Annotated in this window: 23 protein-coding genes; 8 read left to right on the top strand and 15 right to left on the bottom strand. The window is 62.9% G+C overall.

The window, feature by feature from the left end; translation table 11 throughout:
* Window positions 1-151: 151 nt before the first annotated feature.
* The 5 genes from AB4Z53_RS10610 to AB4Z53_RS10590 form a co-directional block, all read right to left on the bottom strand.
* The gene (locus AB4Z53_RS10610) at window positions 152-898 is read right to left on the bottom strand and encodes an ABC transporter ATP-binding protein (RefSeq protein ID WP_441595831.1); all 747 of its coding nucleotides are present in this window, start codon (window positions 896-898) and stop codon (window positions 152-154) included.
* Window positions 892-1704 (bottom strand): ATP-binding cassette domain-containing protein, encoded by an 813-nt coding sequence (locus AB4Z53_RS10605; RefSeq protein ID WP_441595768.1) that lies wholly within the window; start codon window positions 1702-1704, stop codon window positions 892-894. The genes AB4Z53_RS10610 and AB4Z53_RS10605 overlap by 7 nt, the downstream gene beginning before the upstream one ends.
* Window positions 1701-2552, bottom strand: coding sequence for an ABC transporter permease (locus AB4Z53_RS10600; RefSeq protein ID WP_441595767.1), 852 nt, complete (start codon window positions 2550-2552; stop codon window positions 1701-1703). Before AB4Z53_RS10600 ends, AB4Z53_RS10605 begins: the two co-directional genes overlap by 4 nt.
* Window positions 2549-3514 carry an ABC transporter permease gene (locus AB4Z53_RS10595; RefSeq protein WP_113541441.1) on the bottom strand — a complete coding sequence of 322 codons (966 nt, stop codon included), beginning with the start codon at window positions 3512-3514 and terminating at the stop codon, window positions 2549-2551. Before AB4Z53_RS10595 ends, AB4Z53_RS10600 begins: the two co-directional genes overlap by 4 nt.
* A 219-nt stretch (window positions 3515-3733) precedes the next feature.
* Window positions 3734-5278 carry an ABC transporter substrate-binding protein gene (locus tag AB4Z53_RS10590; protein WP_113541468.1) on the bottom strand — a complete coding sequence of 515 codons (1545 nt, stop codon included), beginning with the start codon at window positions 5276-5278 and terminating at the stop codon, window positions 3734-3736.
* A 470-nt stretch (window positions 5279-5748) separates the two neighbouring features.
* On the opposite strand from AB4Z53_RS10590, the gene AB4Z53_RS10585 reads away from it, so the two are divergent.
* The 7 genes from AB4Z53_RS10585 to AB4Z53_RS10555 all read left to right on the top strand — a co-directional run bounded on the left by AB4Z53_RS10585 (window position 5749) and on the right by AB4Z53_RS10555 (window position 13288).
* Window positions 5749-6828: a LacI family DNA-binding transcriptional regulator gene (locus AB4Z53_RS10585; RefSeq protein ID WP_291158430.1), complete on the top strand. Its 1080-nt coding sequence runs from the start codon at window positions 5749-5751 to the stop codon at window positions 6826-6828.
* Entirely contained in the window at window positions 6825-7847 is a 1023-nt protein-coding gene (locus AB4Z53_RS10580; protein WP_441595766.1) for an ABC transporter substrate-binding protein, read from the top strand. Before AB4Z53_RS10585 ends, AB4Z53_RS10580 begins: the two co-directional genes overlap by 4 nt.
* A 105-nt stretch (window positions 7848-7952) precedes the next feature.
* Window positions 7953-8780 (top strand): ABC transporter permease, encoded by an 828-nt coding sequence (locus AB4Z53_RS10575; RefSeq protein ID WP_113541444.1) that lies wholly within the window; start codon window positions 7953-7955, stop codon window positions 8778-8780.
* Window positions 8777-9556 carry an ABC transporter permease gene (locus AB4Z53_RS10570; RefSeq protein WP_060586135.1) on the top strand — a complete coding sequence of 260 codons (780 nt, stop codon included), beginning with the start codon at window positions 8777-8779 and terminating at the stop codon, window positions 9554-9556. The genes AB4Z53_RS10575 and AB4Z53_RS10570 overlap by 4 nt, the downstream gene beginning before the upstream one ends.
* Window positions 9549-10577 (top strand): ABC transporter ATP-binding protein, encoded by a 1029-nt coding sequence (locus AB4Z53_RS10565; protein WP_441595765.1) that lies wholly within the window; start codon window positions 9549-9551, stop codon window positions 10575-10577. Before AB4Z53_RS10570 ends, AB4Z53_RS10565 begins: the two co-directional genes overlap by 8 nt.
* Window positions 10578-10583: 6 nt before the next feature.
* Window positions 10584-11504 (top strand): nucleoside hydrolase, encoded by a 921-nt coding sequence (locus AB4Z53_RS10560; protein ID WP_113541446.1) that lies wholly within the window; start codon window positions 10584-10586, stop codon window positions 11502-11504.
* 26 nt (window positions 11505-11530) lie between these two features.
* On the top strand, window positions 11531-13288 hold the full coding sequence (locus AB4Z53_RS10555; protein ID WP_441595830.1) for an adenine deaminase: 1758 nt from the start codon (window positions 11531-11533) through the stop codon (window positions 13286-13288).
* Window positions 13289-13434: 146 nt separating this feature from the next.
* On the opposite strand, the gene AB4Z53_RS10550 is transcribed toward AB4Z53_RS10555, so the two are convergent.
* On the bottom strand, window positions 13435-14610 hold the full coding sequence (locus AB4Z53_RS10550; protein ID WP_113541469.1) for a M20 aminoacylase family protein: 1176 nt from the start codon (window positions 14608-14610) through the stop codon (window positions 13435-13437).
* A 157-nt stretch (window positions 14611-14767) separates the two neighbouring features.
* On the opposite strand from AB4Z53_RS10550, the gene AB4Z53_RS10545 reads away from it, so the two are divergent.
* Window positions 14768-15484, top strand: coding sequence for a phosphoribosyltransferase (locus AB4Z53_RS10545; protein ID WP_291158469.1), 717 nt, complete (start codon window positions 14768-14770; stop codon window positions 15482-15484).
* Between the two features lie 128 nt (window positions 15485-15612).
* On the opposite strand, the gene AB4Z53_RS10540 is transcribed toward AB4Z53_RS10545, so the two are convergent.
* The 9 genes from AB4Z53_RS10540 to AB4Z53_RS10500 form a co-directional block, all read right to left on the bottom strand.
* Complete coding sequence (locus tag AB4Z53_RS10540) at window positions 15613-16074, bottom strand: DUF411 domain-containing protein (protein ID WP_113541449.1); 462 nt, start codon at window positions 16072-16074, stop codon at window positions 15613-15615.
* An 83-nt stretch (window positions 16075-16157) separates the two neighbouring features.
* Window positions 16158-16445, bottom strand: coding sequence for a copper-binding protein (locus AB4Z53_RS10535; RefSeq protein WP_441595764.1), 288 nt, complete (start codon window positions 16443-16445; stop codon window positions 16158-16160).
* A gap of 27 nt (window positions 16446-16472) precedes the next feature.
* The gene (locus AB4Z53_RS10530) at window positions 16473-16958 is read right to left on the bottom strand and encodes a cupredoxin domain-containing protein (RefSeq protein ID WP_113541451.1); all 486 of its coding nucleotides are present in this window, start codon (window positions 16956-16958) and stop codon (window positions 16473-16475) included.
* Window positions 16959-17008: 50 nt separating this feature from the next.
* A complete protein-coding gene (locus AB4Z53_RS10525; RefSeq protein ID WP_441595763.1) occupies window positions 17009-18346 on the bottom strand; it encodes a multicopper oxidase family protein in 1338 nt (445 codons plus the stop codon).
* A gap of 68 nt (window positions 18347-18414) precedes the next feature.
* Window positions 18415-19872, bottom strand: a complete 1458-nt coding sequence (locus AB4Z53_RS10520) for a TolC family protein (RefSeq protein ID WP_441595762.1) — start codon at window positions 19870-19872, stop codon at window positions 18415-18417.
* Window positions 19873-20298: 426 nt separating this feature from the next.
* Window positions 20299-20688 (bottom strand): hypothetical protein, encoded by a 390-nt coding sequence (locus tag AB4Z53_RS10515; RefSeq protein WP_441595761.1) that lies wholly within the window; start codon window positions 20686-20688, stop codon window positions 20299-20301.
* 96 nt (window positions 20689-20784) lie between these two features.
* Window positions 20785-21255, bottom strand: a complete 471-nt coding sequence (cueR, locus tag AB4Z53_RS10510; RefSeq protein WP_441595760.1) for a Cu(I)-responsive transcriptional regulator — start codon at window positions 21253-21255, stop codon at window positions 20785-20787.
* A gap of 97 nt (window positions 21256-21352) precedes the next feature.
* The gene (locus tag AB4Z53_RS10505; protein ID WP_441595829.1) at window positions 21353-23785 is read right to left on the bottom strand and encodes a heavy metal translocating P-type ATPase; all 2433 of its coding nucleotides are present in this window, start codon (window positions 23783-23785) and stop codon (window positions 21353-21355) included.
* 376 nt (window positions 23786-24161) lie between these two features.
* Entirely contained in the window at window positions 24162-24359 is a 198-nt protein-coding gene (locus AB4Z53_RS10500) for a heavy-metal-associated domain-containing protein (RefSeq protein ID WP_441595759.1), read from the bottom strand.
* Window positions 24360-24665: the final 306 nt, after the last annotated feature.

Below are 24665 nucleotides of genomic sequence, written 5' to 3'. Positions count from 1 at the left end.
GGCGTTCGGCCGTAGTTGTCTGCGGCCGGCGGCACTATGCTCAAGACGGGTCTCTCAGGGGTTGTCCTGGATCAATGCGGTCCAGAATCACCAAGTCTTTGGGGACAAAGGCGGATTCGCCTGGCGGGACGGTAGCCGCGCCAACCGCTTGTCAGGCGGGCATGCGCGGAATGCTGGCAAGCAACCGCTGCGTATAGGGATGCTTGGGGGCGGTCAGAATGTCGCGGGTCTTGCCGCTCTCGACCACCTTGCCACGCTCCAGAATGATCATTTCCTCGCACAGTGCCGCGACGACGCCGAGATCGTGGGAGACGAAAACCAGCGTCAGCTTCTCGGCGAGGGTCTTGAAAAGCTCGACAATGCGGATGCGGGTGGAAAGGTCGAGCGCGCTGACGGCTTCGTCGGCGAGCACGATCTGCGGGCCAGCGACGATTGCGCGGGCGATGGCGATACGCTGCCGTTGTCCGCCGGAAAATTCGTGCGGAAAACGCCGCATGGTGTCGGAGGGCAGCCCGACCGCCCCGAGCGCTTCCGTCACCGCCTGCGTCCGATCGCCGGGAATACGGAGTGAACGCAGGGGCTCGGCGACAATGTCGATCACCCGCTGGCGCGGGTCGAGGGAGGAATAGGGATCCTGAAACACCGGCTGCACCGCGCGCCGATAGCGGCGCATGAAGGCGTTGTTGCCGGGGTCGAGCACCTCGTCGCCAAACCGGATGGTTCCGCCGGTCGGGCGAACCAGCCCGAGCATCAGGCGCAGGAGTGTCGTCTTGCCGGATCCGGATTCGCCGACGAGACCGACGCTTACGCCAGGGCGGACCGACAGCGAGACGTCGTCGAGCGTGGTCTGTTGGCGGGAATAGCCGAAGCTGACGTTTTGAAGATCGAGCATCATGATCCGGTTGCTCCCAACGCCTCGTCGAACAGGCGGGCGGCCTCGACCAGGGTCTTGGTATAGCCGTGCTGCGGGTTACCGAAGACCGAACCGACCGGACCTTCTTCGACAGCGATGCCGTTCTTCAGCACGATGACGCGTTCCACCACCTGGGCGACGACGGGCAGGTCGTGGCTGATGAACAGAAGCGCCATGCCGGTATCGCGCACCAACTGGTCCAGCAGTTTCAGGATTTCGGCCTGCGTCGTGACGTCGAGCGCCGTCGTCGGCTCGTCGGCAATCAGGAGCTTCGGGCGGCAGGCGAGCGCCATGGCGATCGCGACGCGCTGGCGCTGGCCGCCGGACACTTCGTGCGGGTAGGAATTGATGATGCGGTCGGGCTGCGGCAGCGCCACCTTGTCGATGAGGTCGCGGACTTCGCGTTGTACCGCTTCCTTCGTTGCCTTCAGACCATCCCGTTCCAGGCGTCGTCGGACCGGTTCGKCGATCTGCCGGCCGATCTTCATCAGTGGATCGAGGGCGGTCAACGGCTCCTGAAAGACAACGGTAGCGGCAACGCCGCGCAGCCGGTTCATCACTTTGTCTGCGGCGCCGACCACTTGCTGTCCGTCGAGTTCGATTGAGCCGGCTACGGTGATCGAAGGCGGCAGCAGTCCGGTGGCGGCCATCGCCGTCATCGATTTGCCGGAACCGGATTCTCCGATCAGGCCGACGCGTTCTCCGGGCCGGATCGAGAAGGAAAGGTCGGAAACCAGCGGCTTGTCGCCGGCGCGAACGGTGAGGCCCTTGATGTCGAGCAGCGTTGTCATCGCGATCTCCCGCGTGTCGGATCGGCGATATCGCGCAGGCCGTCGGCGAGGAGATTCATACCGATGACGAGGGCGACCAACGCAATGCCGGGCGCGATCGCGCCGATCGGCGCCGTATAGACGGTGCCTTGCGCCTCCTGCAGCAGCCGTCCCCAGGAGGCGTTTGGCGGTGGTGCACCAAGGCCGAGGTAGGAGAGCGATGCTTCGGCGATGACAGCGAGACCGAACTGCAGGGCAAAGTTGACCGACAGTGTCGGCCAGATGTTGGGAAGCACATGGTGGAAGACGACACCGGCCCAGGATGTCCCCGATGTGCGCGAGGCGATGATGTAATCTTGTCTGAGCACGCGCTTGGCAAGGATGCGGGTCAGCCGGGCGACGATGGCGGAGATGGCAAGCCCGAGTGCCAGGATCGCCGACCAGAGGCTGGCGCTGTCACTTGCCGCCACCACCAGCATGGCAAGCAGCAGGGTCGGAAAGGCAATCAGGATATCGAGCGTTGCGGCCATCACGTCGTCGGCAAGACGTGTGGCGAAGGCGGCAAGAACGCCGAGGCTGACGCCGATCGCGGCCCCGATCGCGACTGCGCCCGTGCCGACCAGCAGCGCTGTACGCGCGCCGATCATCAGTTGGGTCATCAGGTCGCGCCCCAACCGGTCTGTGCCGAGCCAGTGCAGCAGCGACGGTGCTTCCAGCCGGCCGCCCGAGGCGTTCAGCGGGTCATAGGGCGTCCAGAAAAGCGTCAGAACCGCGACGGCGAGGTTGATGCCGACGAGCGCGAGGCCGACCGTCAGGGCCAGCGAATGCCGGCGCTTCGGCGCAGAAACGGATGTCTCGACGGGGCTCATGCATTGCCTCCGACAGCGCGTTCGCGCAGGCGTGGATCGATCAGCCGCTGGGTGAGGTCGGCGGCAAAACCGATCAGCAGCACCAGCAGGGTGGAGATGAACAGCACGCCCTGAACATTCGGATAGTCGCGCTGCTCAATCGCAAGCAGCAGCATCGAGCCGAGGCCTGGCAGGGCAAAGACGCGCTCTACCACGACGGCGCCGAGCAGTGTCGTTGCAAGCTCAATGCCGAGGATCGAGACGATCGGCACCGCGCCGTTGCGGATGCCGTGACGAATGAGCGCTTCGGGGAAGCTGGCGCCGAGCGCGCGCGCGGTGCGCAGATAATCGCTGCCGAGAACGTCCTTGGTTGCCGAGCGGACATAGCGCAGCAGCGAGGCGCCCATGACGAGGCCGATCGTCATCACGGGCAATGCCAGCGCATAGAGAGCCTGCCCCTCGTTCTGCCAGCCGCGGCGGGGAAAGCCACCCGAAGGGAGGAGCCGGAAAGTGACGGCAAAGACGGTCACCAGCAGGATGCCCACCCAGAAGACGGGGATCGCGATGCCGAGCTGCGAGACGGTCGAAATCAACCCACCATACCAGCGGTTGGCCTTGACGGCGGAGAGGATGCCGAGCGGAACCGCGATCAGGATGGCGAGCACGAAACCCATCAGCGCCAGCGGCACGGTGACCGTCAGCCGTGCGGCGATCTCCTCGATCACCGGTTTGCCGCTGACGAAGGACGTGCCGAGATCGAAACGGGCAAGGCTCGCAACAAAGCGGAGGAATTGCTGCCAGAGCGGCAGGTTCGAGCCCACCTGTTCACGCGCTTTCTCGATCTGCGCAGCATCGGCGCCGACGGAGAGAAGCGCATTGGCGGGGTCGCCGGGCAAAAGGCGCAACAGCACAAACAACACCACCGCTGCAATCAGCAGCGACAGAAGCAGAATGGCAAAACGGCGGACGAGATAGGTGAGAATGGCTGCATTCCTTTCTTCTCACGGGGTCCGTGATCAGAGAGCTGGCTTTTGCACCAAAAAGAAGGGGGAGGCTAGAGCGTCTCTCATCTTTGGAAGTGCCTGTGGAAGGCCGGAGAGATGGCTGGACGAATTGGCGCAAAACGCAGTCAGCCCCCGGATCGGATCCAGGGGCTGTCGTTTGTGCATCCGGCGCTAGCGCACAGCGGGTGATAGTGCCGCTTACTGCTCGCTCTTCTTGATGCCGTAGGCGAAGAACTGCGAGTTCAGGCCATTCACCGGATAGCCGGTCACGGCCGAGCTCGAAACGACGATCTGCGGATAGAGGTAGAGCCAGTTGCTGGCGGCGTCCTCGGCGATGATCGTGTTGGCTTCACGAAGCTTGGCGGTCTGCTCGTCGGTGTTTGCTGCCCCTTCCGAGGCCTTGATCAGGTCGACGACCTTGGGGTTGTTGTAACCCCAATAGAAGTCCGGGTTGCCGTAGAAGACGATGTCGCGGTGATTGACGTGCTCCTGTAGCGTCGCCTGGAAGTCATGCGCCTTGTAGACCTTCGTGTACCACTCGTTGGCGGTGATCACGTTGATCTCGACCTTGATGTTGACCTTTGCGAGTTCGCTCTGGATGAACTGGGCGACGATCGGATGCGGGTCGTAGTTCGGCGTGTCCAGCTTGAAGGTGAAGCCATCGGCAAAGCCCGCCTCCTTCAGCAGCGCCTTGGCGCTCTCGACGTCATAGGCGTCGACGGCGGTCAGATCCACGTACCAGGGGTCCGTCGGCGGAACGAAGGATCCGATCAGCGTGCCGTATTCACCCCAGATCGATGTCAGCAGTTTCTTGTCGTCGATGGCGCGGGCGATCGCTTTCCGGACCTTGACGTTGTCGAAGGGGGCGACGCGGTCGTTGAAGGCGAGCAGTTCCTTGGTCGTCGACTGGCCGGCCGTGACGGTGAAGTCAGGATTGTCCTTGAACTGGGCGATCGAGTCCGGGCTCTGGACGCTGGTGATGATATCGACGGCGCCGGTCAGCAGCGCATTGTTGAGCGCGGTCGCATCGGTGAAATACTGGAAGACGACTTCGCCATTGGTGGGGGCGGTGCCCCAGTATTTGTCGTTCCGCGTGAGTGCCAGCGACGAACCGCGGCGCCACTCGTCGAGGCGATAGGGGCCGGTGCCGTCTTCGCTGGCATTCAGGTCCTTCGCCGCATCGTTGACGATCCAGACGTAGCTCAGATTGTAGGGCAGCGAAATCGAGCGCTCGGACAGCTTGACGACGACCGTCTGGTCATCCGGCGTCTCGATGGCGCTGATCGTCGCGAGGCTCTTTTTGCGCGAGCTCTTGGATTGTTCTGAAGTCACGCGCTCAATGCTGTGCTTCACGTCGGCGGCGGTCAGCGGATCGCCGGAGTGGAAGGTGACGCCAGGGCGAAGCTTGAATGTGTAGGTGAGGCCGTCGTCGCTAACGCTCTGTTCGGCAACGAGACCGGGTTTAACCTCGCCGGCATCGGTCAGCGTGAACAGCGCTTCGTAGACATTGCCGTTGAAGGCTTCGTTGATGCCCTGGCCGGCGCCGGCGGTGTTGTCGAGGTTCTGCGGCTCATAGAGCGAGCCGATCGTGATCGAAGCGTTCGGGTCGAACTTCGCGTCTTCGGCGAAAACGGCCGTGCTCGACGAGAGCGCGAGCGCCAGCGTGGCGGCTGCCAGGGTTGCGCCTCGCGCCCGGCGGGCCTGCCCCGCGGTCTTGCCAAAGCCGATGATATTGCCAGTCATGTCCCAAACTCCTGCATTATGCCTGTCGCGCGTTTCGCGCTGCCATCCGATTGTACGCATCGGACGATTGCGATGCATCATACTTATTCCCTAGTAATTTAGTGGGTAAATTGGTTCCTTTTGTTGGTCGAAGTTGAAATTTGTACCCGCGATCACGGCGTCTGTGGCGAAGTTCTTTTCTGACGACGATCGGCGTTCCGCACATCAGATATATCAGGAGACAGCGATAAACGCTTTGCAATACTAGTAGGTTAGAGCGTGTTCGGCACGTGACCGTTGTCACTTCGCTGTGAGATTCGCCATTCGCAACATCGGTTCAGGCGATGAAGCGGCCCGCTGATTGTCGTCCACAACGTATTTCCCTTGAAAATTGCAAAATGCGATGAGCCGGCAAAAAGATTCGACAGTCAGGGGATTCTGATATATCGCCTGATTAATCGTTTAATCACGCGATAGCGGAAACCACTGACTTGGCGCGTTCCGGACCAAAACTGACGAGGATTGCCAGAACGCTCGGCGTGTCCGCGGCCACGGTCTCGAACGCGCTCTCGGGCAAGGGCCGCGTCTCCGCCGAGATGGTGGAGAAGATTCGCGCGACCGCTGCCGAGCTCGGTTACGTGCCGAGCCAGGCGGGCAGGGCGCTTCGCACGGGCCGCACTGGGGTGCTCGGCCTCGTGCTTCCCGATATCGCCAATCCGCTCTTCCCGCAGATCGCCCAAGCGATTGAGCTTGCTGCCTCCTCCTCCGGCTATGGTGTGCTGATCGCCGACTCCCGCGGCGACGTCTCGACCCAGACCAAGGCGATCGAGCGCCTGATCGATCGTGATGTCGATGGCCTCGTGATCGTGCCGCGGCGCGGCACGCGCATCGCCGATGTCGGCTGTCCGGTTGCCGTCATCGATACCCCCTCGACGCCGGGCAATACCGTTGCCGCCGACCATTGGGGTGGCGGCCAGCAGATCGCCGAGCACCTGAAGGCGCTCGGGCACCGCCGCGTGCTGATCATCGGAAACAATCCCGCCTCGAATGTGCAGAACGACCGCGCCGGCGGTATCCGCTCGGTCTTCGGTGAGGGCACCCACACCGACACGCTCTGGATCGAGCCACTGGAAAAAGTGGCCGGCAAGGGCTGTCCGCTCGGGCTCGCGGACAAGGTGGCGCAAGGCTACACCGCCTTTGCCTGCATCTCCGATCTCCATGCGCTCCGGGCACTGACCGAATTGCAGCGCGCCGGCATCAACGTGCCGGAAAAGGCGAGCGTCACCGGCTTCGACGACCTGATCTGGTCACCGGTCATCACGCCGGCGCTGACGACGGCCCGCATGGACATGACCGAGATCGCGGCGATCGCCGTCGCTGCCCTCGTCAAGGCGATCAGCGAGCGCGACCCGTCTGATCCAGAGATTGGTGCCCCGGTTACGGCCGAGAAGGCCAAGGTGCCGATGCACCTGGTCGTCCGGCAATCGGCGGCCGCACCGCCCGCGTTTCAACCCGTTCTTACCACTGCCACCGCAGCTACATCCGTCACCGAAGGAGGACACCAGCCATGAAGAAGTTCTTGCTTGCCTCGAGCGCGCTTTTGCTCGTCGGCGCCAACGCCGCGTCTGCTCAGGAAAAGACGCTCACCATTTCCGTCTACGGCTTTGCCCAGGACGCATTCAAGGAACTGGTCTACACGCCGTTCGAACAGAAATGCGGCTGCAAGCTCGTCGTCGAAACCGGCAACAGCGTCGAGCGTCTGGCGAAGATGGAAGCCAACAAGGCAAGCCCGGTCGTCGACATGGCCGTCGTCTCGATGGCCGACGCGCTTTCCGCCACCCGCGCCGATCTGATCGAGAAGATCGATACGTCGAAGCTTTCGAACTTCAACAAGCTCTATGACCTCGCCAAGGATCCGAACGGCGATGGCATGAGCGTCGGCTACACCTTCTATGCCACCTCGATCGTCTATCGCTCGGACAAGATGGAGATAAATTCCTGGGCCGATCTTCTCGACGAGAAGAACGCCAGCCACGTCGCCTTCCCGAACGTCACCACCAACCAGGGCCCGCCGGCGCTCTACATGGTCGGCGAAGCCATCGGCAAGAACGCGCCGGATCTCAAGGAAGCGATCGCCGCCGTCGGCGCCAAGAAGGACGATATCGTCACTTTCTACGTCAAGTCCTCGCAGCTCGTGCAATTGATGCAGCAGGAAGAGATCTGGGCCGCACCGATCGGCCGCTTCTCCTGGGAAGGCTTCACCAAGCTCGGCCTGCCGATCAAGTGGGCAACGCCCAAGGAAGGCCAGACCGGCGGCATGAACGTCATGGTGCTGACCAAGGGCGGTAAGAACCAGGATCTCGCACTTCAGTTCATGGACTTCTGGCTCTCGACCGAAATCCAGACGGCCCTTGCCGAAAAGCTGGTCGACAGCCCGGCCAACAAGGAAGTGAAGGTCTCGCCCGAGATCGCCGAAAACCTCACCTACGGCGAAGAAACCGTGAAGAACCTGAAGCTGATCCCGTCGGCCGTTGCCCTCGACAACCGCGAAGCGTGGCTGTCGGAGTGGAACGCGCAGGTCGGCCAGTAAATCCAAGCAACAGCTACCTCCACCGGCGGGCCTTGGTCGCCGGTGGAGACCTCATGCTTCGGGCGCGATGACGTGGCGCCCACGAATGCCTCGAAAGGAAGAAGGATGTTCCAGAACCGCGCCGAAGCCCTGGCGCTCGCTCTGCCCGCAGCGGTCTTTGCGGCGATCGTCTTTCTGGCGCCGGTGGTGATCCTGCTGGCGGAAGGCTTTCGCAGTGCCGACAGCTGGTCGCTGTCAGCCTACACGACCTTCTTTTCCGATCCGCTGAACCGCACCGTCTTCCTGCGCACCTTCCGGCTCGGCCTGATGGTTACCGCCGTTTCGGCGGTCATCGGCTATGCGGCCGCCTTTGCGATCGTCAATCTGACGCCGCGCAACAAGGGACAGATGATCGGTCTTGTCGTGCTGCCGCTAATGATCTCGTCTGTTGCGCGCACCTATGCCTGGATCGTCATTCTCGGCCGTACCGGCATCGTCAACCAGGCGCTGCAGCTCGTCGGCCTGTCAGATGAGCCGATCCGCTTTCTCTTCACCGAGACTGCCGTGTTCATCGGCCTCTTGCAGCTCTTCCTGCCGCTGATGATCCTTTCGCTGATCAGCGCGCTCGAAAACATGCCGAAGGATGCAATTCCGGCAGCGCGCGTTCTCGGCGCCAACTGGATCCAGGTGTTCTTCAAGGTGATCCTGCCGCTGACCAAGGAAGGCCTTGTCATCGGCGGAACACTGGTCTTCACCGGTTCGCTCACCGCCTACATCACGCCGGCGATCCTCGGCGGCTCCAAGGTGCTGATGCTCGAAACGCTGCTCTATCAGCGCGTCACGGTGGCCAATGATTTCGTCGCCGCCAGCGTCATCGCGTTCATCCTGATCGTCATGAGCTTTGCCGCCAATCTTCTCCTGAAACGGCTTGCCACTGCGAGGAACAAGCGATGACACCTCGCATCTTTACTCCGCTCGTCCTCTTCCTGGTGATCGGCTTCCTGATCGGGCCGTTCTTCATCATCGTCGCCGCGTCGCTTTCCGGCGGCGAGACGCTGGCCTTCCCGCCGCAGGGCTTCTCGCTCAAATGGGTCGCCAAGGTCTTCACGGTCGAGAGCTTCCAGGAGAGTTTCGCGATCTCGATGCTGCTTGCGATCGGTGGCACGGCGGCCGCTCTCGTGCTCGGCGTTCCCGCCTCTTACGCCCTGTCGCGCTACAAGCTGCCTTTCGGCGAAACCATCCGCACGATCGTCTCGCTGCCGATCATCGTGCCCGGCATCATCGTAGGCCTGGCGCTCTTGCGTTACATCGTCGTGCCCTTTGGCCTCAACATCACACTGACCCTGTTCCTCGCCCACACCGCGCTGGTTCTGCCTTATGCGGTACGGGTCGTCTCGGCGAGCCTCAACAATCTGCGCTCCGATATCGAGGAGGCCGCGGTGCTGCTCGGATCCTCGCGCGCAGGGGCCTTCTTCCGGGTGGTGATGCCGAACATCCGCAGCGGTATTCTTGCCGCCTTCATTCTCGGCTTCGTCACGAGCTTCAACCAGGTGCCGGTGTCGCTCTTCCTCTCCGGCCCGGGTGTGCGCACCCTGCCGATCGACATGCTCTCTTATATGGAGATCACCTACGATCCGTCGGTCGCAGCCCTCTCCGCGCTGCTCGCTTTCATGTCCATCGGCATCGTCTTCCTTGCCGAACGCTTCCTGGGATTCTCTCGCTATGTCTGATGCCGCTTTCCTCAGCCTTGAAAAACTGACGCTCGCCTATGGCGACACCGTTGCGGTGAAGGACCTCGACCTTTCGATCCGCAAGGGCGAACTGGTGGCATTCCTCGGTCCGTCCGGTTGCGGCAAGACGACGACGATGCGCTCGATCGCCGGCCTGCTGTCGCCGGCCTCAGGCGCGATCAAGCTCGATGGTGCCGACATCACCCGCGTGTCCGCCAACAAGCGTTCGGTAGGCCTCGTCTTCCAGTCCTACGCGCTCTTCCCGCACCTGACCGTGTTCGAAAACGTCGCCTTCGGCCTGCGGCTGAAGAAGTTGCCCGCTGCCGAGATCGAGAGCAAAGTTACGGCTGGTCTCAAGTCGGTCGGGCTTTCGAAGTTCTCCGCCCGTAAGCCGGGCGAGCTTTCGGGCGGCCAGCAGCAGCGTGTCGCGCTCGCGCGCTCCATGGTCATGGAGCCGAAGGTGCTGCTTCTCGACGAGCCGCTGTCGAACCTCGACGCTCGCCTGCGCCTCGAAATGCGTACGGAGCTGCAGCGCGTGCAGAAGGAAACCGGCGTCACGATGATCTTCGTCACCCACGACCAGGGCGAAGCCCTGTCGCTGGCGGACCGGATCGTCGTCATGCTGAATGGCGCGATCGAACAGATCGGCACGCCCGAAGATATCTACAACCGCCCGATCTCCCGCTTCGTCGCCGACTTCGTCGGTTTCGAGAACATCTTTGCCGTCGAGGGCGGCAAGCTGAAGGCCGGCAACGGCCCGATCGATCTTTCCGGATCCCTGCCGCCTGACACGGCAGGGCTTGCGTGGCGTCCGCGCATGGTGACCCTTGGTTCAGGTCCTTTCCAAGGCACCGTGCGCGGAGCCTCTTTCTCCGGCAGCACGCGCGAGTATCTGCTCGATACGCCGCTCGGCGCCATCAAGGCGGAAGAGGATGCAGCACTTGCAGCGCGTGAAACCGGCTCTGCCATCGCCTTCGACCTGCCGGTCGAGAAGGCCGCGCGCCTCAAGAAGTTCGGGTAACGATAAATGGGTGTCTGGATCGATACGGACATGGGCTTCGACGACATCGCTGCGGTGCTTGTCGTCCTTCATGGCGGTGAAGAAATCGATGGCGTGTCGCTCGTTTTCGGCAATACGCCGCTTGACCAGGTGAAGCGCAATGCCGCCGGCGCCGCGCGCGCTTTCGACTGGGCTTTCGCCGTACACGAAGGGCGTGCCCTGCCGGTGCTCGGCAAGCTTGAGACTGCCGAACGGATCCTTGGCGAAGCCGGCATGCCGACCGCTGGTCTGACGCTGCCGGAAGCCGATGCTTTGCCTGTCAGCGACGCCTTTGCTGCCCTTTGTGGCTGGCTGGAGCAGGAGGGGCCGAAGCGCATTCTGGCGCTCGGACCGCTCACCAATCTCGCAGCCCTTTGCCTTGCCCGCCCGGACTTGGCCAGCCGGATCACCGATCTCACCTGGATGGGCGGCGGTGTCACCAGCGGCAACCACACGGCGTCTGCCGAATTCAACGCTTTTGCCGACCCGGAAGCACTGGCGATCGTGATCGCGCATGGCCTGCCGCTGCGCATGGTCGATCTCGATCTCTGCCGCAAGGTTTTCGCCTATCCTGACGATGTCGCGCCGATCCGCTCGGCAGGCGGTGCCAATGCGGGGCTTATCGCCGATCTGCTTGCCGGCTACATCTCCATCGGCACCAGCCGCGGCCGGCCGGGCATGGCGATCTATGACCCGTCAGCGGCCGTCGCCTTCGTCAATGCGGGCGCGATCTCATTTCGCAAGGCGCGCATCGATGTCGAACTCGGCGCGACGCTCACCCGCGGACGCACCGTCGTTGAAACGCGCGAAAGCCATGCGATTTTCAATGCCGAATATGCAGTCGACGCCCATGTCGAGACGACACGGGCACAGATCCTGGGCGCCCTGATGAAGGAAGCGCAGAAGTGAGTTCCGTAGAGCAGCCTCAGGACTTGATGGATGCGGCGCTCCGCACCCGGGCAGTGGCCGCAGCGCGTGGTGATGCGCCGTTCGACGTATTGATTTCGGGCGGTACGCTCGTCGATGTGGTGACCGGCGAGCTTCGCCCGGCCGATATCGGGCTCGTTGGATCGTTGATCGCAAGTGTCCACGAACCGGGCGCGCGCTCCGATGCGGCAACCATGATCGAAGGGACGGGCGCTTTCGTTTCGCCCGGTCTGATCGACACCCATATGCACGTCGAGAGTTCGATGGTGACACCGGCAACCTATGCCAATGCGGTGCTGCCGCGTGGCGTGACGACCGTCGTCTGGGATCCGCATGAGTTCGGCAATGTCAACGGCGTTGCCGGCGTGCGCTGGGCCGCTGACGCCAGTCGCGATCGTCCGCTGCGCACAGTGCTGCTCGCGCCGTCGAGCGTGCCGTCAGCACCGGGCCTGGAACTGGCCGGTGCCGATTTCGACGCTGGTGTGATTGCCGACATGCTGAGCTGGCCGGAAATCGGCGGTATCGCCGAAATGATGAACATGCGCGGCGTCATCGACGGCGAAGCGCGTATCACCGGGATCGTTCAAGCGGGGCTTGCTGCCGGCAAGCCAGTCAATGGCCATGCGCGCAGCCTTACCGGTGCAGATCTGCAAGCTTTCGTTACCGCCGGCGTCAGCTCCGACCACGAGCTCGTCTCGGGTGACGATCTGATGGCGAAGCTCCGGGCCGGTCTGTCGATCGAACTGCGTGGCTCGCATGACCACCTGTTGCCGGATTTCGTCAATGCACTCAATGCGCTCGGCCATCTTCCTCAGACGGTAACGCTCTGCACCGACGATGTCTTCCCGGACGATCTTGCCCATGCCGGTGGCCTCGACGACGTCGTTCGTCGACTGGTGCGCTATGGCCTGCCCGCCGAATGGGCGCTTCGGGCTGCAACGCTCAATGGCGCCGTGCGCCTCGGCCGTCACGATCTCGGGCTTGTGGCGCCGGGACGTCGGGCGGACATCGTGGTCTTCGAAGATCTCTCTGACTTCCGTGCACGCACGGTCATTGTCGACGGCAAGGTGACTGCAAATGCCGGACGGATGATCGAGCCGTTGAGCGGTATCGCCGCCGAGACGCTGCACGGCACGATGAAGATCGCGCCACTTTCGGATGACGACTTCCGCATTCCAGCCGATGGCACGAAGGTCCGCGTCGCGACGATCGACCGGCCGCGCTTCACCCAGTGGGGCGAAGCCATTGCTAAGGTCGAGGACGGATTCGTCGTTCCGCCAGAGGGTACGACGCTGATCGCAGTGGCGCACCGTCACGGACGCGCTGATAGCCGGCCGGCTGTTGGTCTGTTGTCGAGTTGGGGCACCTGGCGCGGTGCCTTTGCAACCACGGTCTCGCATGACAGCCACAACCTCACGGTCTTCGGCGGCAATGCCGCTGATATGACGGTTGCGGCCAATGCGGTGATCGCCGCCGGTGGCGGCATGGCTGTGGCGTCCGGCGGAAAGGTGGATGCGCTGCTGCCTCTGCCGCTCGCCGGGCTGGTCTCGGAAAAGCCGCTGGAAGAGGTCGCAAAGAGCTTTGCCGAACTCCGCGAAGCGGTCGGCCGTATCGTCGATTGGCAGCCGCCCTATCTGGTCTTCAAGGCCTGCTTCGGCGCGACGCTCGCTTGCAATGCCGGCCCGCACCAAACCGATCGGGGCATCGCCGACGTGGCGACGGGCAAGGTCATGGAAAGCCCGATCCTCGAGATTCTTGAAGCATGACTTTAACAGGCAGCCCGTGCAGGGCGGCCGAGTATAGGTGGGAGCCGAACTTGCAGGTTCTGATCATCTCAAGGTTCAAATAAACGCGCTAAATCCTTGAGATCGCAGGCTTGCGACTGACCTCGCAGGCCTTTGCAAGAAACGCGCTACTTGGCGCGTGCCAGTTCCTGCTCCACCAGAGTCGACCAGAAGGCGACGCCCGGGCCGATCGCCGCGTCGTTGAAGTCGTAAGCCGTGTTGTGGTGCAGCGCACCGTCGACGGCGGGGCCGTTGCCGAGCCAGACATAGCAGCCGGGGGCTTCCAGACCGAAGAAGGCGAAATCGTCGCCGGCGGTTGACGGCGGAAATGCCGTCCGTGTCTTCTTGCCGAACACCGCCTGTGCGGCGCTCAACGCTCGGGCAGTGGCATCCGCGTCGTTGACGACGGGCGGAATGCGTCGTTCAAACTCGTAGTCGACGGAGATTCCGTACATCTCAGCAGTACCGCGGGCAAGACGACCGATCTCGGTTTCGAGTTGGTCGCGGACTTCGGGCGTATAGGCGCGCGCGGTCCCGCCGATCTCGACGATATCAGGAATGACGTTGAGCGCCTTCGGGTCGCCGGCCCGCACCGAGCAGGCGCTGACGACGGCCGGCTGCAGCGGATCGACGACGCGGCCGACGATCGACTGCAGCGAGGCAAGGAAGGTGCCTGATGCCGTCACCGGATCGCGGCCGAGATGCGGCTTGGCGCCATGGGTGCCGACGCCACGGAAGGTGAGCCGCCAGCTATCCGATGAGGCAAGCTGCGGGCCGGCGACGACGGCCATCTCGTCCGGATCGAGGCCAGGCATGTTGTGCAGGCCGTAAACCGCGTCGCAGGGGAAGAGGCTAAACAGTCCGTCCTCGACCATGCGCTTCGCGCCACCGCGCCCTTCTTCGGCCGGCTGGAAAATGAAATGCACGGTGCCGGAGAAATTGCGCGTCTTCGCCAGATGGCGGGCCGCGCCGAGCAGCGTCGTGGTGTGGCCGTCATGGCCGCAGGCATGCATCTTGCCGGCCTCGCGAGATTTGTAGGGGCGATCGGCGATCTCGGGCATGGCGAGTGCATCCATGTCCGCGCGAAGACCGATAGAGCGCGTACCGTTGCCCACCTGCAGCGTGCCGACGACACCGGTTTTTCCCAAGCCACGGTGGACCTTGAGGCCCGCTTCTTCAAGCCATTTGGCAACGAGGTCGCTGGTGCGCACCTCCTCGAAACCGAGTTCGGGATGAGCATGCAGATCACGACGGAGGTCGGTGAGGAAGGTGAGGTCGTCGGCTATTCCGTCAGGCAGGCGCATCGGCAGGCATTCCCATGTTTCATTGCGCGAAGGGGCTTGTGAATTCCGCGTGCTTTGCTTGAGCCGCGTTGCCCTTTCGGTTTGATCGAAGTCGCAAACGGTATAGACGAAAACGGCCGGGACCAGAACAGCAAGCCGGCCTTTTTGATCGCCTTTCATTTCGGGCGAAAGCGCGCAGACGAGGACCGGACCGATGCAGCCCCACGACTTCTGGCAGGAAATCTATCCGCCGAAAAGCTTCGATATTCAGATGGGTTACCGCGATTTCTTTCCAACGTCTCTCGGTGATGGCAGACAGATCCTCTTGCCGATCCGCCCGCTCGCCGACGGCAAGCACGCGCTGGCCTCGCTGATCGTCAATCAGGCGAGTTTTGCCGTCGAGGACGCATTGGCAACGGAACTTGCGGCGAAGCTCGCGCCCCATGAGCCCGAAGTCATCGCCGGTCTGCCGACGCTCGGCCTCACGCTCGCCTCGGCCGTCGCCCGAAAGCTCGGGCACAGCCGCTACGTGCCGCTCGGTACATCAAGGAAATTCTGGTATGTCGACGATCTCTCTGTGCCGCTCTCCTCGATCACCACGCCGGACCAGAAGAAGCGGCTCTATGTCGATCCGCGCATGCTGCCGTTGCTTGAAGGAAGGCGCGTGGCGCTGATCGACGACGTGATTTCCAGCGGCACCTCGATCCTTGCCGGGCTGACACTGATGGAGACCTGTGGCATCGAACCGGTCGGGATCGGCGCAGCCATGCTGCAGACCGAGCGCTGGCGCCAGCCGCTTGCCGACCGCGCGTCCCATTGGCCGGAGCGTGTCGTCGGCGTCTTCCAGACCCCGTTGCTCACCAGCAACGAAGACGGCAGCTGGCGAGGGGCTTGATCGAGCGCAGGAGTGGGGTCGCGCGTCTCAACTGGTCGAGATCGAAGTCGGGCGCCACCGTGTTCGCGGAGACGCCCGAACTGTTTCCCGCCGGATTGCCCGAGAGGGCGCCAAACGGCAGGGATTCTTTAGTTCGCCGGCCGAACCTGATAGTAGACCGTCGGCTGAGCACCTGCTTTGGCGATCGTATAGACGTCGTAGGAAGCCTGCGGATCGTTGCCCATGCCGAGCGAGCCCGAGGGCATGCCGGGAACCGCGATACCGGCAACGTCAGGCTTTTCGGCCAGTAGCTTCTTGACCGCTTCGAGTGGTACATGGCCCTCGATGACATAGCCGTCGATGACTGCGGTATGGCAGCCTTCCATGTCGGCGGGAACCGCAAAGCGCGTCTTGATCACCGACATGTCGGCCTCATCGCGCACCTCGACCTTGTAGCCGGCCGCTTCCATGGCGTCGGCCCATTGCTCGCAGCAGCCGCATTGTGGATCCTTGTAGACGGCCATGGTACCGGTTGCCGCGACCGCGCCCGTTGCAAAGAGGGTGATGCCCGCGATCGTGCCCGCCACGAAATGCCTGCGTAATACGTTCATCGAACATTCCTTTCCATTACTTGCCTGATTTCAGGATTGTGGCGCCCGGGCCGCGCAAAGTCGACCCGGGCAGTTTGTCGCTGTTACTTGATCTCGGTCACGGTCAGCTTCCCGTTGACCCGGTCGGCGACGAATTCGATCGCAGCACCTTCCTTGAGTTTGGCAAGCACCGCGTCGTCGGCGCGGAACACCATGGTCATGGCCGGCATGTCGAGGTTCTTCAGGTCCTCGTGGTCGATCGTCACCTTCTTGGCCTTGGTGTCGATCTTCTTGACGACGCCCTTGGTGAACTCGGCCGCGTATGCGGGCAGGGCGAAGGTGGCGGAGACGGTGAGCGCGAGCGCTGCAAAGAGGGTACCTACAGACTTCATGGTTTCATCCTTTCCTGTTTTCTCGGGTTACTTCTTCACGACGTCGAGCGGGCCATGCATGCCGGCGTCGTAGTGGCCCGGCACCAGGCAGGCGAACTCGAAGGTGCCGTCATTGGTAAAGGTCCAGTAGATGTCACCGGACTTGCCGGGCTCGAGCCGGATGGCGTTCGGGTCGTCATGCTCCATGTCCGGGAACTTTTCCATGGTGATCTTGTGTTCCTGGATCGTCGCCTTGTCGTCGAGCACGAATTCATGCGCGAGTTCGCCGGCGTTCTTGATGGCGAAATGGACCGTCTGGCCCTGGCGAACCTTGATGGTCGCCGGCGTGAAGATCATCTTGCCGTCGTCGGTTTCCTTCATGGTGACGCGGATCGTCTGGGTCGACTTCTTGCTGTCACCGGGCTCGCCGATCGACACCTTGTCGTGGCCGCCGGCGTGGCTGCCGCTGGCAAGGGCCTCAGAGGAAAGGGCGGAGGCGACAACGAGCGCCAGAGCGAATGCTGATTTCTTCATCGTAATGTTCCTGATGGATTTGAAAGAGTTCATTGCAGTCGGCCGCCCTCTCACGGTTTGGGCGTGATGACGGTCTTGGCATCCTTGGCCCGTGTCGGCTCCGGCAATGCGCCGGTCCACTCCCAGGCCTGTGTTCCCGGCGGGTTTTCGTACCAGCCGGGATCGCTGTAATCGCCGGCGGAGATGCCTTCACGCACCTTCACCACCGAGAACATGCCGCCCATCTCCAACGCGCCGCGCGGACCCCAGCCGGTCATCATCGGGATCGTGTTGTCGGGGAGCGGCATTTCCATTTCGCCCATGTCGGCCATTCCGGCCGTACCCATGGGCATGTAGTCGGGCTTCACCTTGCGGATCTTTTCCGCGACCGATTTCTTGTCGGCGCCGATGAAGGTCGGGATGTCGTGACCCATCGCGTTCATCGTGTGGTGCGACTTGTGGCAATGGATCGCCCAGTCGCCCTCGTACTTGGCGTCGAATTCGTAGGCGCGCATGGCGCCGACGGGAATGTCGATCGACACTTCCGGCCAGCGCGCCTCCGGCCGCACCCAGCCGCCATCGGTGCAGGTCACCTCGAAGTCATAGCCGTGCATGTGGATCGGATGGTTGGTCATGGTGAGGTTGCCGACCCTGACCCGCACGCGGTCGTTCTTGGACACGACCAGCGGGTCGATGTCCGGGAAGATCCGGCTGTTCCAGCACCACATGTTGAAGTCGGTCATTTCCATGATGCGCGGCACATAGGTGCCGGGATCGATGTCGTAGGCATTGAGCAGGAACACGAAGTCGCGGTCGACGCGCATGAAGTTCGGATCCTTCGGATGCACCACGAAGAAACCCATCATGCCCATGGCCATCTGCACCATCTCGTCGGCATGGGGGTGGTACATAAAGGTGCCGGACTTCACGAGGTCGAACTCGTAGACATAGGTCTTGCCCGCCGGGATATGCGGCTGCGACAGCCCGCCGACGCCGTCCATGCCCGAAGGCAGGATCATGCCGTGCCAGTGGATGGTGGTGTGCTCGGGCAGCTTGTTGGTGACGAAGATCCTGACACGGTCGCCTTCGACGGCCTCGATCGTCGGCCCCGGTGACTGGCCGTTATAGCCCCAGAGGTAGGCCGTCATGCCATCGGCCATTTCGCGTTCGACCGGCTCGGCGACGAGGTGGAACTCCTTGACGCCGTTGTTCATGCGATGCGGCAACGTCCAGCCGTTGAGGGTGACGACCGGGTTGTAGTCGGGACCACTCGTCGGCACGAGCGGCTTCTGGGTCGTGGCATTGTCCATGCTTGCCGCTTCCGGCAGGCCGGAGTTCGAGGTCTGCGCCCAGGCGGCTGTCGAAACGAGAGCAGCACCAGCGCCGAGGAAGTGTCTTCTATTGAACATCTTTCTGATCCTTTTTGAGTTAGGCGGGATGCGTGCGGAAAACCGCACACACTTTTCCTCAACCCGCCCTAGTGCCCGGCGCCGCCGGCTTCCGCCGCTGCGGGCGCTGCTGCCCCTCCCGCCGCGCCACCTGATCCGCCGCCGTGGATTGCGGTCATCAGGTTGGCATCGGCCAGCCAGAAATCGCGCTTTGCGTTGACGGAGAGCACGGTCGAATTGACCTTGGCCCTGACGTCGGCAAGCAGTTCGAATGTGCTGGTGATCATGCCGTTGTAGCTGAGGGTCGCTTCTTCCTCGATCTTGCTGCGCAGCGGCACGACGTTGTTGCGGTAGTGCCGGGCAATGTCGTAGCGCGAGCGATAAGCCTCATAGGCCGACCGCGCTTCCGAGCGGATGTTGACCGCCCTTTCCGCGAGCAGGTTTGCCGAGCGCATATGGGCAAGCTCAGCCTTGCGCATGCGCGCGCTGCCGCTGTCGAAGATCGGGATGACGAATTCGAGCTCGAACTGCGCTGTGGTCTCGACCTTGGTGCCGTGGTCCTCCTTCTCCCGTTCCGCTTCCGCACCGGCTACGAGTTCCAGATCGCTGACGTAACGGGTCGCTTCGGTGAGCTTGTAGGACTTGGCCACGGCTTCGAGGTCGAGGCGGGCGATCTGCAGGTCGACGCGGCGCTTCAGCGCTTCCGCCTCGATACTGTTCTTGCGGGCAAGGGTCTTCGGCAGGTTCGGCAGGCGATTGGGCACCTGGTAATCGAGGTCAGCGCCCCAGAGCCCCATCAGCCGCGTCAGGTTTTCCTTGGCAAGGCGCGCCGCAAGCCGGGCCTCAGCTGCCTGACCGGCAAGTTCCGCGTTGAAGACGTGCTCACGCGCCTGGTTGCCCTTGCCCATGGCGCCGGTCTCGCCGAGTTTGGCGGCAAGTTCGGAGGAGGCGTCGGCGGCGGCTTGCGCCTGGTTCAGTTGCCCGACTGTTTCCCATGCGGCGACCGCTTCGATCCAGGCGCGGCGGGTTTCGGCGGCAAGCTGCAATGTGCTGAGCGCTGCATTCAGCTGCGCCTGGCGGAAACGCGCATCGGCGACGGCAATGGTCTTGTCGCGAGTGAGAAGCGCCAGGATGTTGGTCGTGACGAGGCCTTCGATCGCCTTGTAGGCTTGCAGTTCCGGCGTGCCGACCCCGGTGGTGCCGATCGAGATGGTTGGGTTGAGGAACAATGTCGCCTGCCAGGCATCCGCCGACGCGTCGCCGAGATCGGCATAGGCCGCCTGCAGGCCCTTGTTGTTGAGGAGTGCGACCTGGACGGCGGTGTCAGCGTCGATGGTCTTGCGCTTCAGGAGCGCCTTGACCTCGGCATTGACCTTGTCGGCCTGTTCGCGGTTCTGAACCCAGACGCTCTTCTTGGCTGCGGCCCTCGAAACCCTGGCGTCCACCGTCGTAAAGCCCGCATTCTTGGCCGAGTATTCGGTCACGCATCCGGCGAGCACGAGCGGCAGGCCGATGGCTGCCGCGAGGTTGAGCTTGCGAAGCCTCATGACGCGTCTCCCTTGGCGGTCGATTGCGCGTCGTTGAGTGGGCGCCACGCCTTGGGGCCGGTCGGTTCGCGATGGGTATAGCCCGAAATGGGGCTGCGATATTGCGTGCTTCGAATGCCGCTCGAGCTGTCAGCGGGATCGCCAAGGCTTGAGACCTCGGCAGGCAATGTGGCAGCGCATCCGCCCAGGATCATGGGCAGTAGCGCCATGGAAAACAAACGTTTCATGGTCAAACCTGAAATGTGAATGGCAGAGGTCGGCGATCGACCGGATGAAACCGGGCGGGCCTTGTCGCGGACCGCACTAGAGGTGGGCCGAGCGTCTCATCGGACACGCGGAAGCCGCCGCAGCGCTTCGCACCACCGCAGATCCTTCAGTCGGCAAGGACCAAAGGAGACCCGCAGCAGCGGTCACGGATTCACGAAATCAGGCTCTTGGAGGGCGATGGAGGCCGTCGAGCTCGCCGGGGGTGAGCTGCGGATGCGGGCCGAAATTGCTGATGGAGCGCAGGAAAGCCGGATGGCTGCCGTCGGCATCGCCAAGCACCGCCACTGCGGCACAGAAGGTCTTGCAGCAATCCTTCTTGTCGGTCTTGCCGCTTTGCTCCGCCGGCTTCACCTTGCCCTTGTCGAGGCTCGGGCAGTGCTCGGTCGCAATTTGCGTCGGGCTGGCCGAAGCCTCGATCTGCATCGAGCCGTGCGCGGCTGCATGCATCATGCCAGAGGCGGTGGAAAAAGGCAACAGGGCCAGCGACAAAGCGATCGCCAGCTTCAGCACCATCAGCAAACGCAGATATGTGGTTCGCACCTTCTCCATGATCGATCCGTAGAAACGCCTTTGATTCCTGTCAATGCTGCGGATGTTCGGCGACGTCACGAATGCGTGAGACGCGGCGACGCGCACCTGTTTTGGTCAGCCATGCCGACGGTTGCGGACCGGATCGATGCCGGCCGTGCCGAAGCGGGCGGGCTCGGCTGCCTTTGCGGGCTTGTTTCCGGCATCGGCGAGGTCGTCGAGAATGGGACAATCCGGGCGGCCGTCGCCATTGCAGTGGGCGGCGAGATACTTCAGTGTCCGGCTCATCGACTTGAGTTCCTCGGCCTTGCGCTCGAGGATTGCGACATGTTCGAGCGCGATCTTCTTGACCTCGCCGCTGGCGCGCGACCGGTCACGCCACAGCGCCAGGAGATCGGCCATCTGTTCGACGGTGAAACCGAGGTCGCGCGAGCGGCGGATGAACTGCAGCGTATGGACGTCGTTGTCGCCGTAGTTGCGATAACCGGACTCGCTGCGGTCCGCCTGCGGGATGAGGCCGATCGTCTCGTAATAGCGGATCATTTTCGTCGAGACGCCGGAGGCGCGGGAAGCTTCGCCGATATTCATGATGTCATCCTTGCTGCGGCCCTACGGCCATTCCCTTCGAATATAAGGGCTCTTCCCGGCCGCCGCCACGCCGCAGCAGCCGGGAAGAATGTCGAACCTAAGCCGCGCGGGCTGCGGCAACCGGGCGAAACGCTCTGAGCCGCAGCGCGTTACCGAGCACGAAAACGCTCGACAGCGCCATGGCACCGGCTGCGAAGATCGGCGACAGCAGCAACCCATAGGCCGGGTAGAGAGCGCCAGCGGCAACCGGGATGAGAACTGCGTTATAGGCGAAGGCCCAGAACAGGTTCTCCTTGATGTTGCGGATCGTCGCCTTGGACAGCGCGATCGCGTTCGGCACACCCAGGAGATCGCCGGACATCAGCACCACGTCGGCGCTCTCGATGGCGACATCCGTACCGGTGCCGATCGCGAGACCGACATCGGCTTCGGCGAGCGCCGGCGCATCATTGATGCCATCGCCGACGAAGGCGACCGCGCGTCCGCCTTGCTTCAGCTTCTTCAGGGCCGCGACCTTACCATCCGGCAGAACTTCGGCGATGACCTCGTCGATGCCGAGCTTGGCGGCGATCGCTTCTGCGGTGCGGCGGTTGTCGCCGGTGATCATCGCGACCTTCAGGCCGAGATCGTGCAGCATGCGGATTGCCTGCGGTGTGGTTTCCTTGATCGGGTCGGCAACGGCAATGATCGCCGCCAACCTGCCGTCGATCGCCGCATAGAGCGGGCTCTTGCCCTCAGAGCCGAGACGCGCTGCCTGTTCTGCGAAAGCCGACACGTCGAGCTTCAGCTGCGTCATCAGCCGGTCGGCGCCGACATGCACGGTGCGGCCCGAGACTTCGGCGCTCGCGCCGAAGCCGGGGATCGCCTCGAACTTGGCGGGCTCGCCGATATCAAGACCCTTCGCCTTGGCGGCATCGACGATTGCTTCGGCGATCGGGTGCTCGGAGCGGGTTTCGACGGCGGCGACCAGCGTCAGCACGGTGTCACGGTCGAAGCCTTCAGCGGTTTCGAGGTCAGTCAATTCCGGGCGGCCCTTGGTCAGCGTACCGGTCTTGTCGACTGCTATAACCGCGGCGTTGCGCAGCGTCTGCAACGCCTCGCCCTTGCGGAAGAGCACACCTATTTCTGCTGCGCGGCCGGTGCCGACCATGATCGAAGTCGGGGTGGCAAGGCCCATGGCGCAGGGGCAGGCGATGATCAACACCGCGACGCCGTTGACGAGCGCGAAGGTGAGTGCCGGATCCGGGCCGAAGACCAGCCAGACGCCGAAGGTCAGAAGCGCAATCGCGATGACGGCCGGCACGAACCAGGCGGTGACACGGTCGACCAGCGACTGGATCGGCAACTTGGCGCCCTGGGCCTGCTCGACCATCTTGATGATCTGCGCGAGCACCGTATCGGCGCCGACCTTGGTAGCGCGGAAGGTGAAGGAGCCGGTCTTGTTGATCGTGCCGCCGACCACTTCGCTGCCGGCGATCTTTTCGACCGGAACCGGCTCGCCGGTGATCATCGATTCGTCGACATAGGAGTTGCCGTCGAGGACGCTGCCGTCGACCGGAACCCGGTCGCCGGGGCGCACGACGACGGTATCGCCGGCGGTGACGTCGGAAAGGGGTACCTCGACCGTCTCGCCGTTGCGGACGACGCGGGCAGTCTTTGCCTGCAGGCCCATCAGATGCTTGATCGCCTCGGAGGTCCGGCCCTTGGCACGCGCCTCCAGGAACCGACCGAGCAGGATCAAGGTGACGATGACGGCAGCCGCCTCGTAGTAGACGTTGGCCGTACCGTCGGGCAGAAGGTCGGGTGCGAAGGTGGCGACGACCGAATAGATCCAGGCGGCGGACGTGCCGATCGCGACCAGCGAGTTCATGTCCGGGGCCAGGCGGAAGAGGGCGGGAACGCCCTTCTGGTAAAAGCGCAGGCCCGGGCCGAAGAGCACCAGCGTCGTCAGCACGAACTGCAGATACCAGCTTTCCTGCATGCCGATATTGTTCATGACGAATTCGTGCACGGCCGGGATGAAGTGCGAGCCCATTTCGAGCACGAAGATCGGCAGCGTCAGGACGCCTGCAATCAGCAGCGAGCGCGCGAGCTTCCGCGTCTCCTGTTCGCGCTTCTCGCCTTCGCGATCGACGCTTTCGTCGCCGGTGATGCGCTTGGCGGCGTAGCCGGCAACGCGGACTGCCTCTTCGAGCGCAGCGGCCGTGGCGATGCCCTTCGTCACGCGAACGGAGGCGCGCTCGGTCGCCAGATTGACATTGGCTTGCGTGACGCCCGGAACTGTCTTCAGCGCCTTTTCGATGCGCGCGACGCAGGAGGCACAGGTCATGCCTTCGATGGTGAATTCGATCGTGTCTTCGGCCGCGCCGTAACCGGCATTTTCGATCGCCTTGACGATATCGCCTGACTTGGTGCCTGCATCAAAGTGCACGTCGGCGCGTTCGGTCGCGAGATTGACCGAGGCAGACGTCACGCCCGGGACGGCGCGGATCGCCTTCTCGACACGGGCGACGCAGGAGGCGCAGGTCATGCCCTCGACGGGTATGCTGGCGCTGAAGGCGGCAGCGGAAATTGCTTCAACGTTGTTATTTCTAATGGGGGTCACCGATCCCATGATCGTGCTCCTTTCACAGTCTTTTATCATAATCTGGGGCTTCCAACGGTGGGAAGGTCAAGGGTGCATGCCGCATTTTCTGTGCGGCGAAGCGAGCTGATCTTCCGTGCCTTTGGCGCCTTCAAAGCTTCCAATGACTGTAAGGTAGAGGTTCCCAGCGTTGGAAGGTCAAGAGCGGGTTTTACAAATTTCTGCGGCTGTGCCGAACGAGCGCCGACGAGAAAGAGTTCAAAGAAAAACGCCCCGGATTGGCCGGAGCGTTCTGGCGGAAATTGTCGTTGCAGCGCGTCGTTCAGAGCGCGCGGCTCTCATAGCCGGCGGCCTTCAAGGCATCGGCGATCGGGCCGGCGGCAGCAGCGGTCTCGACGCTGATCTCCCGGTTGCCGAGATCGACCTTGATCGTCGCCTGCGGATCGACGCTCAGGATCGCCTTCTGGACGGCGCCGGCACAGTGGCCGCAGGTCATGTTGTCGATCTTGTAGTTCTGCATGCTTGTCTCCTTCGTTTCTGTATGAGAGAAACATGGCGGTTCCCATCGTTGGAAGGTCAATAGGGCCTTTCCGTATATTTTTCGAGGGTTTTTTGGCCTCCCGCAGAAGGTGGAAACCGGCCCAATGGCGTCGTTTTGGCGCCGCCAAATTCTCCGAAAAATTTGAAAGTCTTTCATCGTCGATCCCGGGAATGGACGGCTAGCGATCCGGCTGCGGAAGACGCACAATCCCAAGGCTGTGCAAAAGGCATTCGCGTCGTCCGGAAGAGGGCGGACGATCGCCAGCCGGCACGAAGCCTAAAGCGA

The sequence above is a fragment of the Ensifer sp. 2TAB8 genome (genome assembly GCF_052115125.1).
In the GTDB taxonomy this organism is placed as follows: domain Bacteria; phylum Pseudomonadota; class Alphaproteobacteria; order Rhizobiales; family Rhizobiaceae; genus Ensifer.
The sequence above is the reverse complement of the archived record's forward strand: the minus strand, read 5'-3'. Positions and strand labels throughout refer to the sequence as shown.

Excerpts from the sequence above, each read along its gene's own strand:
- AB4Z53_RS10555 (WP_441595830.1), top strand. The coding sequence starts at position 11,531 with ATGGATGCGGCGCTCCGCACCCGGGCAGTGGCCGCAGCGCGTGGTGAT.
- AB4Z53_RS10540 (WP_113541449.1), bottom strand. The coding sequence starts at position 16,074 with ATGAACGTATTACGCAGGCATTTCGTGGCGGGCACGATCGCGGGCATC.
- AB4Z53_RS10550 (WP_113541469.1), bottom strand. The coding sequence starts at position 14,610 with ATGCGCCTGCCTGACGGAATAGCCGACGACCTCACCTTCCTCACCGAC.
- AB4Z53_RS10580 (WP_441595766.1), top strand. The coding sequence starts at position 6,825 with ATGAAGAAGTTCTTGCTTGCCTCGAGCGCGCTTTTGCTCGTCGGCGCC.
- AB4Z53_RS10600 (WP_441595767.1), bottom strand. The coding sequence starts at position 2,552 with ATGAGCCCCGTCGAGACATCCGTTTCTGCGCCGAAGCGCCGGCATTCG.
- AB4Z53_RS10520 (WP_441595762.1), bottom strand. The coding sequence starts at position 19,872 with ATGAGGCTTCGCAAGCTCAACCTCGCGGCAGCCATCGGCCTGCCGCTC.
- cueR (WP_441595760.1), bottom strand. The coding sequence starts at position 21,255 with ATGAATATCGGCGAAGCTTCCCGCGCCTCCGGCGTCTCGACGAAAATG.
- AB4Z53_RS10590 (WP_113541468.1), bottom strand. The coding sequence starts at position 5,278 with ATGACTGGCAATATCATCGGCTTTGGCAAGACCGCGGGGCAGGCCCGC.
- AB4Z53_RS10535 (WP_441595764.1), bottom strand. The coding sequence starts at position 16,445 with ATGAAGTCTGTAGGTACCCTCTTTGCAGCGCTCGCGCTCACCGTCTCC.
- AB4Z53_RS10560 (WP_113541446.1), top strand. The coding sequence starts at position 10,584 with ATGGGTGTCTGGATCGATACGGACATGGGCTTCGACGACATCGCTGCG.
- AB4Z53_RS10500 (WP_441595759.1), bottom strand. The coding sequence starts at position 24,359 with ATGCAGAACTACAAGATCGACAACATGACCTGCGGCCACTGTGCCGGC.
- AB4Z53_RS10525 (WP_441595763.1), bottom strand. The coding sequence starts at position 18,346 with ATGTTCAATAGAAGACACTTCCTCGGCGCTGGTGCTGCTCTCGTTTCG.
- AB4Z53_RS10530 (WP_113541451.1), bottom strand. The coding sequence starts at position 16,958 with ATGAAGAAATCAGCATTCGCTCTGGCGCTCGTTGTCGCCTCCGCCCTT.
- AB4Z53_RS10575 (WP_113541444.1), top strand. The coding sequence starts at position 7,953 with ATGTTCCAGAACCGCGCCGAAGCCCTGGCGCTCGCTCTGCCCGCAGCG.
- AB4Z53_RS10565 (WP_441595765.1), top strand. The coding sequence starts at position 9,549 with ATGTCTGATGCCGCTTTCCTCAGCCTTGAAAAACTGACGCTCGCCTAT.
- AB4Z53_RS10515 (WP_441595761.1), bottom strand. The coding sequence starts at position 20,688 with ATGGAGAAGGTGCGAACCACATATCTGCGTTTGCTGATGGTGCTGAAG.
- AB4Z53_RS10570 (WP_060586135.1), top strand. The coding sequence starts at position 8,777 with ATGACACCTCGCATCTTTACTCCGCTCGTCCTCTTCCTGGTGATCGGC.
- AB4Z53_RS10505 (WP_441595829.1), bottom strand. The coding sequence starts at position 23,785 with ATGACCTGCGCCTCCTGCGTCGCCCGTGTCGAGAAGGCGATCCGCGCC.